This window comes from Fusibacter fontis, assembly GCF_055378735.1.
In genome coordinates, this window is record NZ_AP042445.1 from 3,001,638 (window position 1) to 3,017,449 (window position 15,812).

Annotated in this window: 19 protein-coding genes; 14 read left to right on the forward strand and 5 right to left on the reverse strand. The window is 36.9% G+C overall.

Annotated elements, in window-relative coordinates:
• Nucleotides 1-11: 11 nt before the first annotated feature.
• From ACZ41W_RS13535 to ACZ41W_RS13550, 4 genes are all read left to right on the forward strand, one after another.
• The gene (locus ACZ41W_RS13535) at nucleotides 12-1,109 is read left to right on the forward strand and encodes a GNAT family N-acetyltransferase (protein ID WP_464312516.1); all 1,098 of its coding nucleotides are present in this window, start codon (nucleotides 12-14) and stop codon (nucleotides 1,107-1,109) included.
• 90 nt (nucleotides 1,110-1,199) lie between these two features.
• Nucleotides 1,200-1,706 (forward strand): helix-turn-helix domain-containing protein, encoded by a 507-nt coding sequence (locus ACZ41W_RS13540; protein ID WP_464312517.1) that lies wholly within the window; start codon nucleotides 1,200-1,202, stop codon nucleotides 1,704-1,706.
• 60 nt (nucleotides 1,707-1,766) lie between these two features.
• Complete coding sequence (locus ACZ41W_RS13545; RefSeq protein ID WP_464312518.1) at nucleotides 1,767-2,150, forward strand: VOC family protein; 384 nt, start codon at nucleotides 1,767-1,769, stop codon at nucleotides 2,148-2,150.
• A 64-nt stretch (nucleotides 2,151-2,214) separates the two neighbouring features.
• Complete coding sequence (locus ACZ41W_RS13550) at nucleotides 2,215-2,697, forward strand: DUF2628 domain-containing protein (protein ID WP_464312519.1); 483 nt, start codon at nucleotides 2,215-2,217, stop codon at nucleotides 2,695-2,697.
• Nucleotides 2,698-2,720: 23 nt separating this feature from the next.
• On the opposite strand, the gene ACZ41W_RS13555 is transcribed toward ACZ41W_RS13550, so the two are convergent.
• From ACZ41W_RS13555 to ACZ41W_RS13570, 4 genes are all read right to left on the reverse strand, one after another.
• Nucleotides 2,721-4,217, reverse strand: a complete 1,497-nt coding sequence (locus tag ACZ41W_RS13555) for a sensor histidine kinase (protein ID WP_464312520.1) — start codon at nucleotides 4,215-4,217, stop codon at nucleotides 2,721-2,723.
• Nucleotides 4,218-4,889: a response regulator transcription factor gene (locus ACZ41W_RS13560; protein WP_464312521.1), complete on the reverse strand. Its 672-nt coding sequence runs from the start codon at nucleotides 4,887-4,889 to the stop codon at nucleotides 4,218-4,220.
• 30 nt (nucleotides 4,890-4,919) lie between these two features.
• On the reverse strand, nucleotides 4,920-5,900 hold the full coding sequence (locus ACZ41W_RS13565; protein WP_464312522.1) for a cytochrome b5 domain-containing protein: 981 nt from the start codon (nucleotides 5,898-5,900) through the stop codon (nucleotides 4,920-4,922).
• 116 nt (nucleotides 5,901-6,016) lie between these two features.
• The gene (locus tag ACZ41W_RS13570) at nucleotides 6,017-7,354 is read right to left on the reverse strand and encodes a ferredoxin reductase family protein (RefSeq protein WP_464312523.1); all 1,338 of its coding nucleotides are present in this window, start codon (nucleotides 7,352-7,354) and stop codon (nucleotides 6,017-6,019) included.
• 250 nt (nucleotides 7,355-7,604) lie between these two features.
• On the opposite strand from ACZ41W_RS13570, the gene ACZ41W_RS13575 reads away from it, so the two are divergent.
• The 3 genes from ACZ41W_RS13575 (at nucleotide 7,605) to ACZ41W_RS13585 (ending at nucleotide 9,693) form a co-directional block, all read left to right on the forward strand.
• The gene (locus ACZ41W_RS13575) at nucleotides 7,605-8,213 is read left to right on the forward strand and encodes a class I SAM-dependent methyltransferase (RefSeq protein ID WP_464312524.1); all 609 of its coding nucleotides are present in this window, start codon (nucleotides 7,605-7,607) and stop codon (nucleotides 8,211-8,213) included.
• A gap of 69 nt (nucleotides 8,214-8,282) precedes the next feature.
• Complete coding sequence (locus ACZ41W_RS13580; protein WP_464312525.1) at nucleotides 8,283-9,128, forward strand: alpha/beta hydrolase; 846 nt, start codon at nucleotides 8,283-8,285, stop codon at nucleotides 9,126-9,128.
• 52 nt (nucleotides 9,129-9,180) lie between these two features.
• Nucleotides 9,181-9,693, forward strand: a complete 513-nt coding sequence (locus ACZ41W_RS13585) for a GNAT family N-acetyltransferase (protein WP_464312526.1) — start codon at nucleotides 9,181-9,183, stop codon at nucleotides 9,691-9,693.
• A 219-nt stretch (nucleotides 9,694-9,912) separates the two neighbouring features.
• Here the strand turns inward: ACZ41W_RS13585 and ACZ41W_RS13590 are convergent, their stop codons facing one another.
• Nucleotides 9,913-10,179, reverse strand: coding sequence for a CD3324 family protein (locus ACZ41W_RS13590; protein ID WP_464312527.1), 267 nt, complete (start codon nucleotides 10,177-10,179; stop codon nucleotides 9,913-9,915).
• A gap of 367 nt (nucleotides 10,180-10,546) precedes the next feature.
• Between ACZ41W_RS13590 and ACZ41W_RS13595 the strand changes: the two genes are divergently transcribed.
• The 7 genes from ACZ41W_RS13595 to ACZ41W_RS13625 all read left to right on the forward strand — a co-directional run bounded on the left by ACZ41W_RS13595 (nucleotide 10,547) and on the right by ACZ41W_RS13625 (nucleotide 15,781).
• Complete coding sequence (locus ACZ41W_RS13595) at nucleotides 10,547-11,404, forward strand: GNAT family N-acetyltransferase (protein WP_464312528.1); 858 nt, start codon at nucleotides 10,547-10,549, stop codon at nucleotides 11,402-11,404.
• A 1-nt stretch (nucleotide 11,405) separates the two neighbouring features.
• The gene (locus ACZ41W_RS13600) at nucleotides 11,406-12,089 is read left to right on the forward strand and encodes a class I SAM-dependent methyltransferase (protein ID WP_464312529.1); all 684 of its coding nucleotides are present in this window, start codon (nucleotides 11,406-11,408) and stop codon (nucleotides 12,087-12,089) included.
• Between the two features lie 31 nt (nucleotides 12,090-12,120).
• Entirely contained in the window at nucleotides 12,121-12,774 is a 654-nt protein-coding gene (locus ACZ41W_RS13605) for a zinc dependent phospholipase C family protein (protein ID WP_464312530.1), read from the forward strand.
• Between the two features lie 15 nt (nucleotides 12,775-12,789).
• Entirely contained in the window at nucleotides 12,790-13,728 is a 939-nt protein-coding gene (locus ACZ41W_RS13610; protein ID WP_464312531.1) for a phosphotransferase enzyme family protein, read from the forward strand.
• A gap of 48 nt (nucleotides 13,729-13,776) precedes the next feature.
• Entirely contained in the window at nucleotides 13,777-14,940 is a 1,164-nt protein-coding gene (locus ACZ41W_RS13615) for a GNAT family N-acetyltransferase (RefSeq protein WP_464312532.1), read from the forward strand.
• A 74-nt stretch (nucleotides 14,941-15,014) separates the two neighbouring features.
• Nucleotides 15,015-15,437: a VOC family protein gene (locus ACZ41W_RS13620; RefSeq protein WP_464312533.1), complete on the forward strand. Its 423-nt coding sequence runs from the start codon at nucleotides 15,015-15,017 to the stop codon at nucleotides 15,435-15,437.
• Nucleotides 15,434-15,781: a hypothetical protein gene (locus ACZ41W_RS13625; RefSeq protein ID WP_464312534.1), complete on the forward strand. Its 348-nt coding sequence runs from the start codon at nucleotides 15,434-15,436 to the stop codon at nucleotides 15,779-15,781. Before ACZ41W_RS13620 ends, ACZ41W_RS13625 begins: the two co-directional genes overlap by 4 nt.
• Nucleotides 15,782-15,812 lie beyond the last annotated feature (31 nt).

Below are 15,812 nucleotides of genomic sequence, written 5' to 3' on the forward strand. Positions count from 1 at the left end.
TCGGAGGTTTGATGTTTATGATGCACAGAGAAAGTAACCGACTAGAATTTCGACCATTGAATTTAGAACAGCTTGAAAACATTTACCGCCAGTTTTCTGATGGAGATATGTGTCGGTATTTCAGTGATCCACCATGTTCGGTGGACGAAGCAAAAGAGATCATTGAACACTATTCACATGCGGACTCGAACTCTTATTTCAGAGTGTCCATGTTTGATAAAAGCTCAGGAGCGTTCGTTGGGACAATTGGATATCACTATCTAGATTTGAAAAAGAAGCAAGTTGAAATTGGATATGATGTATGGAAATCATTTTGGGGCAAAGGCTATGCAAGTGAAGCTATGGAAATGCTCTTGGAAGATTGTTTCAATGAACTCGATATCGACCTAATTTACGCACTTGTTCATCCTGAAAACACGGCTTCAATTAGACTTTTAAAAAAATATCATTTCCACGAATGTGAGCCGTGCAGACATTTTGAGGAGCACCCTCAAATCTGCTTGAAACTGTATAAGGAAGAACGGAAAGTGAAATCGGTATTAAAACAAATTGCACATGAATTTGAACGTAACGAAATCGTATGGGGCGTTGGTGGATCGCTACTGCTAAAAAAATATTCTTTAGTAGAATTAACGAATGATATTGATATCGTTATTTCAGCTAATGATATTGACAGAGCCGTAGAGGTTCTTGATCGCTTAGGGAATCGTGTAAAACCTCAAATTAAAGAAGAATACGAAACTGAGTATTTTTTTCAATATAACGTTAACGGAATTAGTATAGATGTAATTGCGAGATTTAAAATTAAGCATCTTTTAGGACGATATGAAATGATATTTGATGAGAAGTCAGTAACTGATTTTGATATTGTAGATGGTGTTAGGATACCATATGCAAGTTTAGAGGATTGGCTGATCGCATATATGCTGATGATAAATCGCGATTATAAGGTGAATCTCATTTGGAATTATTTTATAACAAAGGGCATCTATCATTCAGATTTAATTGAAAGGGCAATGAAGCAACCTCTTCCGGCACAGGTTGAAGAGAAACTTAATGAACTGCTGCTTTATACCTACTCCAAATTAAAACGACTAGACACACCATGACGAGTCGTGAAAATACGGGCATTTCTCACTTTGTGTCCTGTATTTTTAGTACCCAATAAATTAATCTGAGTTTGAAAGGAGGCACGCCCAATGGATCAAAAGAAGGTTGGCATTTTTTTAAAAGAATTGCGAAAAGACAAGAATATTACACAGGAAAAATTTGCCGAGTTAATAGGTGTATCAAGTCGAACTGTTTCTAGATGGGAGACGGGTTCCAATATGCCTGATTTAGATCTGTTGATTCAAATTGCAGATTATTATGAGGTCGATATTCGGGAAATTTTAGATGGAGAAAGGAAAAGTGAGAAGATGAACAAAGAATTGGAAGAAACGGTATTGAAAGTAGCGGATTATAGCAATGAAGAACGACAACGTTTGACTAAGAAAATGCATATTTTATTTTTGGTGGGTGTCGTGGCATTTATTATTTTTGCCATTTTAGAATATTTAGAACTGGCAGATCATGGCGTGACAGAAGCAATTGCAAGTTTTTCACTCGGTATTTCATTTGGAATGCTCCTTTTAGGGGTTATATATACAAGTGGATATATGACGCGCATCAGAAAATTTAAGTCGAGAATGATCAAGCGCGGATAAAGACGACCGAATATAAGGTGTTGGATGGTTTGGTGGAAGGAAGGAATAAGAGGATAGAATATGAAAATTGATCACATAGCCATGTATGTAAATGATCTTGAGGGCGCAAGACAATTCTTTATGAAATTCTTCAATGCTCAATCAAATGAAGGGTACACGAATCATCAAACATCTTTTAAATCGTATTTTTTAACTTTTGACGATGGTAGCAGGCTTGAAATAATGAATAAACAAGGCATGATTGACAGTGAAAAAAGTATCGTTCGGACAGGATTTATTCATTTAGCCTTTAATGTTGGAAGTAAGGAAAAAGTAGATGAGTTAACTGAAAGACTCAAAGTTGAAGGCTTCAATGTCATCAGTGGTCCTAGAACAACCGGTGATGGATATTATGAAAGTTGCATCATTGGATTTGAAGAAAATCAATTTGAAATAACCATATAATTTCTATTCATCAGCGAACTTGTCGTGTTTACAAAACATAAATTTATATTCTAGGAGAACTAACATGGAAAAGTTAATTGAATCAGAGCGTTTGAAATGCCAATGTTTTGAAAAAGAAAAAGAAGACTTAATAAAGACATACTTAGGAAATAACGAGTATCATCTTGAGCATTTAGAAAAAAGTAGATCAGGAAAATTTAGTATAAATTTGGGAGCATATATACTCGGCCCATTTTGGCTACTATTGAAAGGTATGAACTTATATGGAATAGCAATGACGTTGGTAATGAGTTGTTTCTTATATTTTTTCCGAAGCTCAAAGGTCATGCTTTTAGGTTATGTTTTTAACATTACATTATTTTTATGGGGAAATAAGTTGTATTATCATTTTATTCACAATAAAGTCGAGAAAATAATTCAATTACATTCTGATCAAGAGATTAGAATTCAAGCTGTTCGAAAACAAATAAAAGTGAGTTCTTTAATCGGATTATGCGTTTCAATTATCTTTGTAATAGATATAATTTGGCTTTACAACAAAATGTAGAAATTATTTAAGAGTTTTATCCATTAATTTAAAAGCTCAACAACAAAAGTCGTTCCTACTTTTTCAATGCTTTTAACTTGAATGGCTCCATTGTGTTGGTCGATAATTTCTTTTGCGATGGAAAGTCCTAAACCGTAACCGCCTGTTTCTTTGGAACGAGACGATTCGAGTCGATAGAACCTTTCGAAGATGCGTTTTAGTTCAGAATCCGGAATACCAATGCCTGTATCCTTAACAGTTAATTTTACCCCTTGCTTTTTAGGGGGATTATTTTTTTCAAGTGAAACATAGACATGACCCTGATTTAGTGTATATTTGATGGCATTGTCCATCAGTATGGAAAAAACAGAAAGCAGTTGTTTGCGGTCGCCATGTATTTTTAGTCCTGGAGTGATGGCGTGAGAAACTTGAATTCCCTTGGTTTGGGCTATTTTCTCAAATGATGCTAATTCTTTTGTCAGTGCATCTGAAAGATTAAAAGACTCATATTTAACCAAAGCAGTTTGACTGTCAGCCCTTGATAAAAAGAGAAGTTGAGAGACGAGATGGTTCATTTTTTGAGCTTCGTCTTCAATCCCCGATACAACTTGTCTTTGGAATGATAGGTTTGGATCGATTTCGCCTTCCAATGTCTCAGTAGACAAAAGGATGACGCTGAGAGGCGTTTTGAGTTCATGAGAGGCGTTTGCTAAAAATTCTTGCTTGGATGTATAAGCTTCTTTAACGGGTCTAAGACTTCTACCAGCGATGAGATAGCCAAGAATGACAGAAGTAAAAATACCACCCATTAAACTCAAGAGGAGTATTTTTGATAAATTGGACAATGTTTGATAAGCCATCGTTACATCGCTTGCAACGACATAATAACCTAACGTTTGTTGCTGAATGGTAATGGGCATTTTCGCCATAAGAAAATTGAGCTTAGACGGTGAGTCAAGTGTCATCACGCTAGGTGCGTCAGACAGACTAAGATCGGCACTCTTTGAAAGGAGGGCATCAAAAATGGAAGTATTGTCAGATTTCCAAGTGATCATTTGACCAGATGCATCATAAATCATATAATACGGAAATGTTTTTAACGTCTGTGGGATGATCAAATCTTTTGCTTCAGGGAGTGACAGTTCAAGGTGAGATTCTGAACTGTCTTCTTTTTCAGTTGTAGACTTTTCAGTTTCATCGACATTTTCGTTTTTAGTAGCATTATCATCATCATCTCGATCTTCTTCATCGTCTTGATGATTATCATCGTCTTGATGCTCTTCACTTACTTTGATGTTTTCACTTTCATCCGACGGAGCATCTTGATTCGAGTCATCATCCTCATTTTTACTTTCTTCAGTAGTCTCATAGAGCCATTCAGAGCCTTGAATGCTGGAGAGCATTCTGCTGATTTCGGAAGACATTTGATAATTGGTATATTTGTCCATGACAAAATAAATGCTCAAATTCGTGACAAGCAAAATGGCAATTAGAATAAATGAATAATAAAGTGTCATTTTAAACTGTAGTCTTTTGAACATCTAAACCTCCGTTTTATAGCCAATCCCGCGTACATTGAGAATAATATTACCATTGGTAACCTGTTTGATTTTATTTCTCAAAAGTTTAATGAATACATCTAAATTATTTTGTGTAATATCTTGGTCGAGCCCCCATACGCGATCGATGATAACGTCTCGAGGAACAACTTGCCTGTTGTTCTCAAGTAAAAGGCTTAGTAGCTGGAATTCTCTACTAGAAAGGGATAAATCAATGTCTTTATAAAGAACGATTTTGTGAACTCGATCAAGTGTATACTCGCCAAGGACGAGTAAATCGTCATTTAACTTTTGGGTGCTTCTTCGAGAGAGTGCTTTGACGCGCGCAAGGAGTTCTTTGTATTCAAATGGTTTTATCAGATAATCATCTGCACCACTTTCTAGACCAATAATTTTATCATCCAATGTATCTTTTGCGGTCAACATCAGAATACCGCCATGGTAATGGCGGTTTCTGAGTATTTCACAAACTTCTAGTCCAGATTTTTCTGGCATCATCCAGTCTAAAATTAGAATATCGTAATACGTATTTTCTGTGTACAGAAGCGCTTCGGAACCATCTTTTGCATGGTCAATTTGATAACCATCTTTTTTAAATAGATGAATGAGAAGTTCTGCAATTTTAGGGTCGTCTTCCGCCAGTAATATCAACATGTTTTGTCTCCTGAAAATTTAATTTTTAAATCAATCGTCGCCATCTTCATGGTCATCGTCGTCTTCATCGTGATCGTCGTCGTCGTGATCATCGTCTTCATCGTCATGATCGTTGTCGTGATCGTCATCATCGTCATTATGATCATTAAGATCGTTGAATTGAGGGTTATTTCCATTGTTATGATTTTTCGTATTTGATTTTGTAATGATACTGTTAGAGTTCATCACATCACCCAATTGTCCGATTACCAATGCTTGTTTGAGTATGGAGCTAGAATGTGGTGATTTTGCAAAGAGTGCAGTAATATCTTGACCAGCTTGTATGCCACGATGCACACCACCTGACCATGCTCCTAGACTGGTTACATCATAAATTGTTCCATTAACAGCTATATAGGCAGGCTTGCCATTCATCCCATTGTATTGAGAAAGGATGTCTAAAGTCCATACTTGAGATGCTGAGGCATTTGATGTTGAGGACGATGCTGCGGATGAAGTTGATGTTGGTGAGACTGCTTTAGAAACTGTCTTATTTTTTGAACTGCTAGCAACGTTATTTTTGCTCGTAGCTACAGTAGCCTCAGATTTTTGAGCCACCAACGTTCCAACAACCGGTGATTGATTTAATATATCTTTGCTATGAGGTGAATTTGCAAATTCAGCAGTAAGATCTTGACCCGCTGATAATCCTTGGTGTTTTCCATTTTTCCATGATCCCATTTGAGTCATGTCATAAACGATGCCATCTACGGCTACATATGCAGGATTGCCATTCATACCGTTATATTTTGCAAGTTCTTCAGCTGTAAATGTCGTACCTTTATTGGATACTTCTGTTACTTGAGCTGAGTTAGAAATTGCCTGAACGCTAGTAGATGCAACGCTCGTTTTAGCTGGCTTGAAGAATGCACCACCAAAAGTGGATGCAAAGGCAATTTGATAAATACCTATAAATAATATTCCTAAGCTGATGATGCTTAGAGCGACTTTCAATCCGTGTTTGTTTTTCATAAACTTTCCTCCTTTGTTTGCAGTTAACGATCACAGTCAACTGTTTCTATGAGTTCAGTTTATACGGTCAATCTGAAAATAAAATGAAAGTGAGTATAAAAATGCAATCGTTTTATTTATACCGTAAACTGCTCATAATGAATCTGTTTTTTTGAAATTCCAAGTTTTTGTAGACTCTCAATGGTCATTTGCATGAATCCAAGTGGACCACATATAAAATAACCAGTCTGTTGATTTTGAGAATGAAAATTTTCAGTGAGCATTTTGATGCGAGATGGGTCAAGCATACCTTTTTCACCAGACCATGTCTCATCATTTGACACAATCGGGATAAATGTGAAGTTTGGCATCTGATTTTGAATGTCTTGGAATATGTGATATTGAATCAAATCTTCCTTTTTTCTAACCGCCCAGATGAGGAGCACTCGTCTTTGTGAATCTGCGTGTTTCATGTGTTGAAGCATACTTAAAAACGGCGTGATACCAACGCCTCCGGCAATGAGCACAGTCGAAGATTCTCGATGATCATCCATATAAGTAAATTTTCCGTAAGGGCCATCAACTGTAACCGTGTCTCCAATTTTAAGAAGATGGATTTTCTTTGTGTAGTCCCCAAGTGCTTTTACTGTTATAGATAGATGTGTTCGATCGATTGGTGAAGAAGAAATGGTAAAAGGATGTTCCTCACCTTGGACGCCTTCGCTTGAAATTCTAAAAAAACCAAACTGTCCCGGAGCGTAATGTAATGATTCTCCTTTTTCAGGTGTTAAAATGATCGTCCATGTATCTGGAGTCTCTTGAATAATCGATGAAACCCAATACTTTCGGTCTTCGAGAAGCCATGGTTTAAGAACTTTGTGATAGAGGTAGAATCCGACGGCGATGAAGAAATACAACATATACGTAGTAAAAATAAGTGGACTCTGCCTTGAAGAACTTGTTAATAGTACGTGAATTTGCATAAGAATAAGCCCGATCAAGGTCAAGTTGTGGAGAAGTTTGATGCGTTCATATGAAAAAGTTTTGATAGCTTTTAATGGTTCGACAATTTTGTGAAGGATTGGCAATCTTTTTAATAGTTTTGTAGACATAAATAAAAGTGATAGCGCGCTTACACTTATGAAAAGAAAGAATGCGAAACTACCGAGCTGTGTCATGGTGGATTCTGAGAAGATCATTTCAATTAAACTTTTGTGAATAAAGACCATTCCGACTGAAACTAATGCAACTGTGCCATGGAAACGGTAGAGTTGATCGAGGCCAAAGTATCGCTCAATTAGTTTAGGTCTAGCGCTTAGTACAAATTGCCACAATAGCCAAGTATAGCTAAAAACGCCAAAAATCATGGGGAGCAAGTAAGTCAAATTTGTATATTTTGTCGGTTGGTTCATAAAAATCATCACCAAAAGGACGAAGGGGCTAAAAAAATAAGTTGCTTTTATAAGGTGTTTCATCATCATACCTCCGTTGAATATTTAGTTTATATTCAAACTATAGCTCGTGATTCTGAAAATACGCTGAAAGTGTTTAAATACCTGTGAAAATTGCAAAATGACCTTTTTGGTGACAAAATCATGTATTATTAAATTTGAACTGGATTTTGTTTACTGATATAATTTTTATGTGCCGTTGTATTTATCACATGGCCATTGAATTTTACAGGGAGCATAGTCTTGACGAATGAGTGAATACAAGGAGGAACTGGTGAAGAATTATAATGACTATTCGAAAGCTGCTTACGATAGCAAAGCAGATCATTATGACACAACTTTTGATGGTAAGTTCACAAAACCGTTTAAAGAGTTGTTGCTCAGCAATATTATTTTGAAAGAGAATGACAAAGTTTTAGATATTGCCTGTGGCAATGGGACGTTATTAAAGATGTTGTCTGAGAAAAAGCCAATCGAAGGTTATGGAATTGATCTATCGGATAAGATGGTTGAGAATGCCGTTAGAAACTGTCCTGATATGACCTTTAAAGTTGCTGGTTGTGACAATATTCCATTTGATTCAGATGGGTTTGATGTCATGACAGTGAGTGCTGCATATCATCATTTTCCCGATGTTAAGACATTCGCTAAAGAAGCGGCAAGGGTCATAAAGCGTGGTGGTTATCTGTATATAGCGGAAGTTTATTTGCCATCCATATTGAGGGTTATTTGCAATCCATTTGTGCCTTTATCAAAAGAAGGCGATGTCAAATTTTATTCGCCAACAGAAATCGTCCGTAATTTTGAAGCGTTTGGATTTGAAAAACAGTGTGTTTTAAGAGAAAAACACATTCAAATTGTCTGTATGCAGAAATCAGAGTGAACAAAGTTCAGATGAATTCGGCGTAAAGAGATAAACAAGATTTTTTATGAGACATATTAAGGAGGACGTATGAGAAAATTTATAGTAATCATTTTATTTTTGGCCATGCTCTTTATGGTGACGGCTTGTGATTCAACTAAAGAAACAGCTGAAAACACCGAGGCGACAGAAGCCACAGAAACATCAGAAGTCTCAGAAACATCAGAAGTCGCAGAAACATCAGAATCAACAAATACCACGGATTCATTTCAAACCATAACATTTCCATCCGAAGAGGAGCTCGTGATTACCGCAGATGTATATCCTTGCGAGGATTCAAATAACTGGATTGTAGGATTTCATCAATCGGGTAGTAGTCGTGGAGAATATCGCGATATCGCTCCAAAATTGGTAGAGCTAGGGTACAATGTGTTGGCAGTGGATTTGAGAAGTGGTAAAGAGGTTATAAATGTCGTCAATGAAACAAATGTCAGTGCAAAAGCATTGGGACTGACAGGTAAAAGAGATAATGATTATCAAGATGTTCTTTCAGCAATTAATTATGCAGAAGATACATATCAACCTGAAACCATGATTGTTATGGGAAGTTCATATTCTGCAGCCATGTCGTTGATCGTGGGTGCGGAACACGATGCGATAGATGCAATTGTGGCCTTTTCACCAGCAGAGTATGCATTCATCAACGGAAAAAGCGTCGCGGATAATGTAGTAGGGCTCAAAAAACCAGTCTTTATTACATCTGCAAAAAATGAAACGGATGATTGGCAGCGTATCGCCGAGGGAATTGAAAGTGAAAACAAAGTGTTTGATTTCCCGCCAGTAGCAGGTGTACATGGTATTAGAAGTCTTTGGCACACCATTAAAGGGAATGAGCATTATTGGGAAGTCCTTACAGCGTTTTTAGAAAGTTTATAGTTAAGTATAATAAATAGCGTGTACGAATTTTATATATGTGAGGAGCATGAATATGAATTCAAATCAAATTGAAAGCGAACGAATTGTCATGAGAGATATGACCGAAGCGGATGCGCAAACGGTGTATGAAATTTGGAGCAATCCGGAGAATGATAAGTATATGGGAGATCCTGTAGGGTCGGTAGAGGAAGTTATCGAGATATGTAGAGATCTTCCAGAAAGTCCAAGTTATTTAAAAGTAGTGGTGCATAAAAATGATGATGCCATTATTGGAACATGTTGCTTTGGTGAAACAGACAAACAAGATGAGTGGGGATTTGGCTATTCTATACATAAAGCGTATTGGGGAAAGGGATTTGCAACTGAAATGGTTCAAATCATTATCAACTCGGGAAAAAATATGGGCATTCGCAATTTTATTACAGATTGTGCTGAAGAGAATGGCGCATCTGCACGTGTTTTAGAAAAGTGTGGGATGAAGTTGTCGCACAAAAGTAGTTTCATACAACCAACAAGCAAAATCGAGTATGTTTCACTCATTTATAAACTGAATCTGTGGAAGTGATTGCATAAAAATAAAGGTACAAATGCCCACCAAAATGAGCAAATGTACCTTTAATTAAGCGTTAGACGCGTTAACGTCTAAACCACCTCTTATCGTTCAATATAATCACACTCCTTTCATTGAAAGTTTAACCGGTCAAGTTCATTGTCTCATGTGAGAGCGTTTTGGTCGAGAGAAAGACTTTTTTAAATCGTTTTTTATACTCTTAAATGCCAGTTGTCATTTGGGAGTTGTATAGACGATTTTTTTGATGGCTGCCTCGCTCAAATGATGTTCTTTTGCAAGCTCATGAATTGGGCGCAAAGATGAATGCGCTTTCTTGATGGCCGTGTTACGAGCATCCAGTTCTTTTCTCAAACCAGACTGATTTCCCCAACCTGTTCTACAGGAGGATTTTGGTACATAAATCACTGTACCTTCAGCATACTTTTGTAGTTCCTCGAGTAGGTGAGTTGGCAAAATTTCCGTAGCGTTTTTGTAGCCCACGTGCAATTGCCTCCTTATGGTATGTTTGAGTATTCAATTACTCACCTCCTATTTAGATTTCAGTGGATAGCGAATAACAGATCGTCAATCTCGGATCGCTACTAGTTACCACCGTTAATTGAAATATAGACCGAAATAAGCGAGAAGTCAATAGGTACACCTTGTATAACGAGCAGAATGCCGTCGTATAACGAGCAGAATGCCGTCGTATAACGAGCAGAATGCCGTTGTTTTGTAATAGGCTTTTAATTTGCCTCTTCATTTTTATAGCGTATAATATTTATAGGTGTAAAATAACTGTGACACAAAATCAAAAGTATTTGATGAATAGAAAAAAACAGTCAATATTCAAACTGCGGAGGGACTTATGGTTAGAGAACATCATGTTGGAGATATTGAAAGGATTATTGAGATTTATACACAAACTTACAAAGCCATGCCAGAGGAAATCGAAACTCTAAGAAATTCAAAATCTATTTTGGTATATGAAGAGAACGAAGTGTTAGGATTTGCGCATTACATCTTTAATGGAACGGATTGTTATTTGGAAATTGGAGTCGATGCAAAATGCAACATTGTGAAAATTGGAAGCTGTTTATGGGAAAAATTAGGAATCAAAATGGCAGAAAGTAACATCAAGAATATCACCACCTTTCATATTCAGGAAGATGAAAGATGGAAGCAATTATTTGATTTGTTAGAATTTAATTACAAGTATTCCGTACATCGACTGATGCATAACACCGAAGTAAATTCGTCAATTGATCTTACGATTCATGAATATTCGGATGAGTATTTCGATGAAAAGATTCGGCTTGAAAGCGAAGCCTTTGAACCCGTTAGAAAGGCAAATAATATAACCCCATATAATTGGTATGAAGGAGCAAGTGAGAAAGCATTATCGAGACTCAAGGAAATCACACGAAATAATAGTGAATATATTAAAATATATAAAAATGAATATGGCATTGTAGGTGTATCACAAGTTAAAGATCGAGAGATTGAACTCATATTTACAGTAAAGGCATTGCAAGGAAAAGGGTATGGAAATCAGATTCTTAAGGATGCTATCGCAAGAGGCAAGAAGCAAGGGGATGGGAATGTATTCTTAAATGTTATTTCTCAAAATGAAAAAGCACTAAAACTCTATTATTTAAATCATTTTAAGAAAGTTCAATCACAGGATTGTAGATGTAAAGTTCTTGATAATTCAACGGAGGAATGAGATGTCAAAAGAATGGTATGACATGATTGCATTGAAAAACAAAGGGTATCGAAGCAACGCAATTTACACTGTTGAAGGCCTTTCTGGAGAAACTGTTTTTGAAAACCAAGTTATTGAGCTGCTAAAAAAAAGCTCAAAAGCACTGGATGCTGGATGTGGTGATGGTGAGTTTACCATCAAAATGAGTCCATATGCAAATCAAATGGTTGGATTTGATAACTCGCAGGAACTTTTAAAAATAGCGAACGCGCATCTTACAGAGTCGAAAATAGGGAATTTAGAATTTGTGTATGGCTGGACAAAAGATGAAAATCAGTTGCCGTTTGAGGACGAAGAATTTGATTTGATTTTCTGCCGAAGAGGTCCAACGTCCATTCTTAACCATTCTAGACTTCTTAAAACCAATGGCATCATCATAGGCATTCACTCAGCAGAAAAAAGTCGCGTAGAAGAGCGGTTGCGGGAAAATAACTTTTTTGATATTGAGTTCGAAGTGTTTGATCAAGCGACGGCAGTCTTTCCAAATGAACAAGAATTTATTAAATTTTTATCGGCATTTCCAGGCAATCCAGATTATTCATTGCCTGAATACTCAAAAATCATACGAGAGATCATACGAGAAAATACCGTGAATAACCGACTGACGTATCCGCAGTGGCGGTATATTTGGAAAGCGAGAAAGTAGCTCATCTAGAGATAAGAAAAGGAGAAAACAGATGGCAACATGGGGATTACATATGAGAATTGCAGAAAGCGTACTGAAAAACAACTTTGATTTAGACGAAGCCTATTTTTTAGTTGGGAATATTGGGCCAGACTGCGGTGTTCCAAATGAAGATTGGAGTCAATTTACGCCGCCCACTAAAATATCCCATTGGAGTAATGGCGGGAAAAGCGACATTCAAGCGGATCGATTTATGGAGACGCATTTGAAGGATCCATCAATGGACCATAAGAAAAAATCCTTTATGATGGGATATTATGTGCATTTGTTGACGGATATTGCGTTCTCTAATTTTTTAAGCGAGAAAAAAGAAAAAAGCCCGGACTATGAACCGTTGAAATCAGATCCAGCCTTTATTTGGACGATTAAGAAAGATTGGTATGATTTAGATCATAAATATTTTAGGGATCATCCTGACAACATCTTTCAGCGTGTTTTTCAGCATGTAAAGAATTTTCCAGACTACTTGGATTACTATCCCGCTGGAGCGGTACAGGGGCAGGTGGATTATATTACCAAGTACTACTCGAATCCATCGGAAAATTTAGATCGAGATTATCAATATTTAACGGAAGAGGAAATGAATCGTTTTGTCGATGTGACGATCAACGATATTGTAGATACGCTTTACAAAGAATTCGCATAGACGAGGAGATCCATTATGAATGAGCAAATCATACTCAAAACACTTTGTGATTCTTATTCTATAAAATTTGATCATATAGAGTTATTACGTGAAGGTGGGTGTGTTGCTTATTGCGTTTTTGAGGGAGAGAAACAATATTTTATGAAAATAATCCCTTCAGCTTTTATGGAAACTGCTAAACACTCACTCGATATTTTAATGTATCTTGAAGACAAACAGTTCCGGTCGCCACGAGTCATCAGAGCAATTGATGGGCTTCCATTTACTGAATTGATGGATGAGGAATGTGTGAAATTCGCAGTGTTATTTGAGTATGTTGAGGGACAAGAACCAAATGAAGCAGAGCATATGGAGCGTATTGGAGCGTTAGTTGGTCAACTACACAAGACAATGTCAGCGTATCATGAGCCACTCGTTATCCGAGAGAAAGAGTTTTTTATCAATCGGTATTTGAAGATACTGGAATTAAAGCAATACGATTCAAGCAAGATTGAGAAGTTTCGTGAATATGGCGATTGGCTATGGAAAAGAGTCGAAAACCTTCCTCGTGGTTTTTGTCATGGGGATATGCATAGTGGCAACCTTCTTGTGAATGCTTCAGGTGAATTGTATGTATTTGATTTTGATACGGCGTGTCATGCATTCCCGAGTTATGATGTCATGATGATGTGTAATGTAACCAATTATTTTGATTTTGAGGATAGTGGTTATGAGCAATCGAAAAAAATGTACGAAACTTTTCTAACGGGATATGAAAAACACTGCACGCTCACAGAACAGGAACATGAAGCTTTTTATGATTTAATTGCTATTTATCACTATCAACTTCAGGCGACCATTATTGAGATATATGGTCATGATTGTGTGGATGATGCATTTATTGATCGTCAACTTATGTGGTTGATGAAATGGCGCGAGCAATGCGAAATAAATAGTAAATTAAATCAACAATGATAATAGAGAAACAAGAAATTAGGAGAACGAGAATTTAGGAGAACGAGAATGAAGATTACATTTTATTACTGGGGAACTCAGTGCCCGGTAATCGATGAGACAATCCAGTTACTAAAAAAATATGAAAACATAATACAGATCGAAACCATTGATTTTTCTGAATCGAGTGATATTGCTATTGCTCAAGAGATATATTTTCCATTTTTAACGGTGTTTGGTGCAGAACAAAGGTGGTTCAGTCCATTAAACGCACGGGTCATTGAAGCTTACATAAATGGAGAGAAAATTCAAGAACAACCTTATGTAATTGAGCAAGGAACAGAACTTTTCACAGGGGAGTTAATGGCGCTAAATGACCAGAATTTTGATAGGATCAGAGAAGGCTGTACCGTATCAAATTGTGCTGAAAGCTGCCAGAAAAAGAGAGTATTTTTATCCGAAATGGGAGAAAGCTTTTACGGCATTTTAAATGTAGATCAGTCGAAGGTTGTGGGGGGCGTTGAATTTGTTCCGTCGCTAAAAGTACCTTACGCCATTCCAAAAGGGGAGAAAATTGCCTTTATAACATGTGTCTATCATTCATCCACGAGGTATGACTATAAGAGCAAACCTTTAAAGGCATTGGAAGATAAACTGAAAGATCAATATGACGAAATAGTCGCGATTACAGATGAATTTGGGACATTTCCCAATGGAAATTTAGAGTGGTTTTTAAAGAATGGATTTGTTGACTGTGGCGTTATTCGTACCGAGGCAAACTATTGTAAGTTACATTTGGTGACAAAAAAGATTAAGTTTGCGATCCGATATGTTGAAAAGAAGGACCAAGAATTCTGGTATTCTCTGGATAAACACTTGCCTAAGCGAGAGTTTGAGAAAAAGGTTCGAGATCAAATGGGATACATGATTCTAAAAGATGGGGTGCCCGTAGGCATCATGCGGTACAATCTATTCTGGGACAACACGCCGTTTTTAACATTGATATTTATAGAGGAAACCTATCAAAAAGAGGGACTTGGACATCATGCCATGTCCTATTGGGAACGCGAAATGAAATCACTTGGTTATGACTTTGTGATGACATCTACACAAGTGGATGAGAATGCGCAACATTTTTATCGTAAACTTGGCTATAAAGATTGCGGTTGCTTGATGCTCGATATTCCAGGTCATGAACAGCCGATGGAAATGTTCATGATGAAAGCGCTGTAAATTTTCATCGCGTTTTAATGATAGAAATCAATATACTGTATAAGGAAATACAGGTTATTACTAGAGGAGGCATCATGATTCAGTCTATTGTACATATCGCATTGGTCGTGAAAGACTATGATGAGGCGATCGAGTTTTATACGAAAAAACTCAACTTTGAGTTACTTGAAGATACCTATCAACCGGAGCAAGATAAGAGATGGGTGGTTGTTTCGCCGCCGGGTTCATTGGGAACGACGATTTTGTTAGCCAAAGCATCTAACTTAGTTCAAGAAGAGTTTATAGGCAATCAATCAGGTGGAAGAGTCTTTTTATTTTTGAATACAGATGATTTTTGGAGAGACTACCATCAGATGGTTCAAAAAGGGATTGAGTTTGTACGCGAACCGAAAGAAGCGGATTATGGAACGGTTGCAGTGTTCAAAGATCTATATGGTAACCTTTGGGACTTGCTGCAATTTAATGAAGATCATCCCATTGCAAGGAGAACTAAGTGATACAAAATATGATGAAAGAAAAAAGGCGAATATGGGTGTTAATAGCGTATATCGCCGCATTAGTTGTAATCAATAATTTGCTAATCAATAAATTTCCAACGGATCAATTGTTAGAAAAATCCATGACATTCTCAGTTGTGATGTTCGCAAAACTACTCATTGTCATGGTTCCATTTATTGTGATTGAAGAGAGAATTATGGATCAATCAAAATGGAAGAAGAGGTTAATTCGGATAAATGCTGTATTTTTAGTATCTCTGGCATGCACGTGGTTCATAGATATGTCGATGTTTTATTGCAACTATTTTATTTTATGGTTGAGCGAGTATGTTTCGCTAAAATGATACCAATGTAAGCAAAACTAAATGGAGGCTT

Bases quoted from the DNA above. Each gene is read 5' to 3' on its own strand.
- ACZ41W_RS13535 (WP_464312516.1), top strand. From the start codon at position 12: ATGTTTATGATGCACAGAGAAAGTAACCGACTAGAATTTCGACCATTG.
- ACZ41W_RS13540 (WP_464312517.1), top strand. From the start codon at position 1,200: ATGGATCAAAAGAAGGTTGGCATTTTTTTAAAAGAATTGCGAAAAGAC.
- ACZ41W_RS13545 (WP_464312518.1), top strand. From the start codon at position 1,767: ATGAAAATTGATCACATAGCCATGTATGTAAATGATCTTGAGGGCGCA.
- ACZ41W_RS13550 (WP_464312519.1), top strand. From the start codon at position 2,215: ATGGAAAAGTTAATTGAATCAGAGCGTTTGAAATGCCAATGTTTTGAA.
- ACZ41W_RS13555 (WP_464312520.1), bottom strand. From the start codon at position 4,217: ATGTTCAAAAGACTACAGTTTAAAATGACACTTTATTATTCATTTATT.
- ACZ41W_RS13560 (WP_464312521.1), bottom strand. From the start codon at position 4,889: ATGTTGATATTACTGGCGGAAGACGACCCTAAAATTGCAGAACTTCTC.
- ACZ41W_RS13565 (WP_464312522.1), bottom strand. From the start codon at position 5,900: ATGAAAAACAAACACGGATTGAAAGTCGCTCTAAGCATCATCAGCTTA.
- ACZ41W_RS13570 (WP_464312523.1), bottom strand. From the start codon at position 7,354: ATGAAACACCTTATAAAAGCAACTTATTTTTTTAGCCCCTTCGTCCTT.
- ACZ41W_RS13580 (WP_464312525.1), top strand. From the start codon at position 8,283: ATGAGAAAATTTATAGTAATCATTTTATTTTTGGCCATGCTCTTTATG.
- ACZ41W_RS13585 (WP_464312526.1), top strand. From the start codon at position 9,181: ATGAATTCAAATCAAATTGAAAGCGAACGAATTGTCATGAGAGATATG.
- ACZ41W_RS13595 (WP_464312528.1), top strand. From the start codon at position 10,547: ATGGTTAGAGAACATCATGTTGGAGATATTGAAAGGATTATTGAGATT.
- ACZ41W_RS13600 (WP_464312529.1), top strand. From the start codon at position 11,406: ATGTCAAAAGAATGGTATGACATGATTGCATTGAAAAACAAAGGGTAT.
- ACZ41W_RS13605 (WP_464312530.1), top strand. From the start codon at position 12,121: ATGGCAACATGGGGATTACATATGAGAATTGCAGAAAGCGTACTGAAA.
- ACZ41W_RS13610 (WP_464312531.1), top strand. From the start codon at position 12,790: ATGAATGAGCAAATCATACTCAAAACACTTTGTGATTCTTATTCTATA.
- ACZ41W_RS13615 (WP_464312532.1), top strand. From the start codon at position 13,777: ATGAAGATTACATTTTATTACTGGGGAACTCAGTGCCCGGTAATCGAT.
- ACZ41W_RS13620 (WP_464312533.1), top strand. From the start codon at position 15,015: ATGATTCAGTCTATTGTACATATCGCATTGGTCGTGAAAGACTATGAT.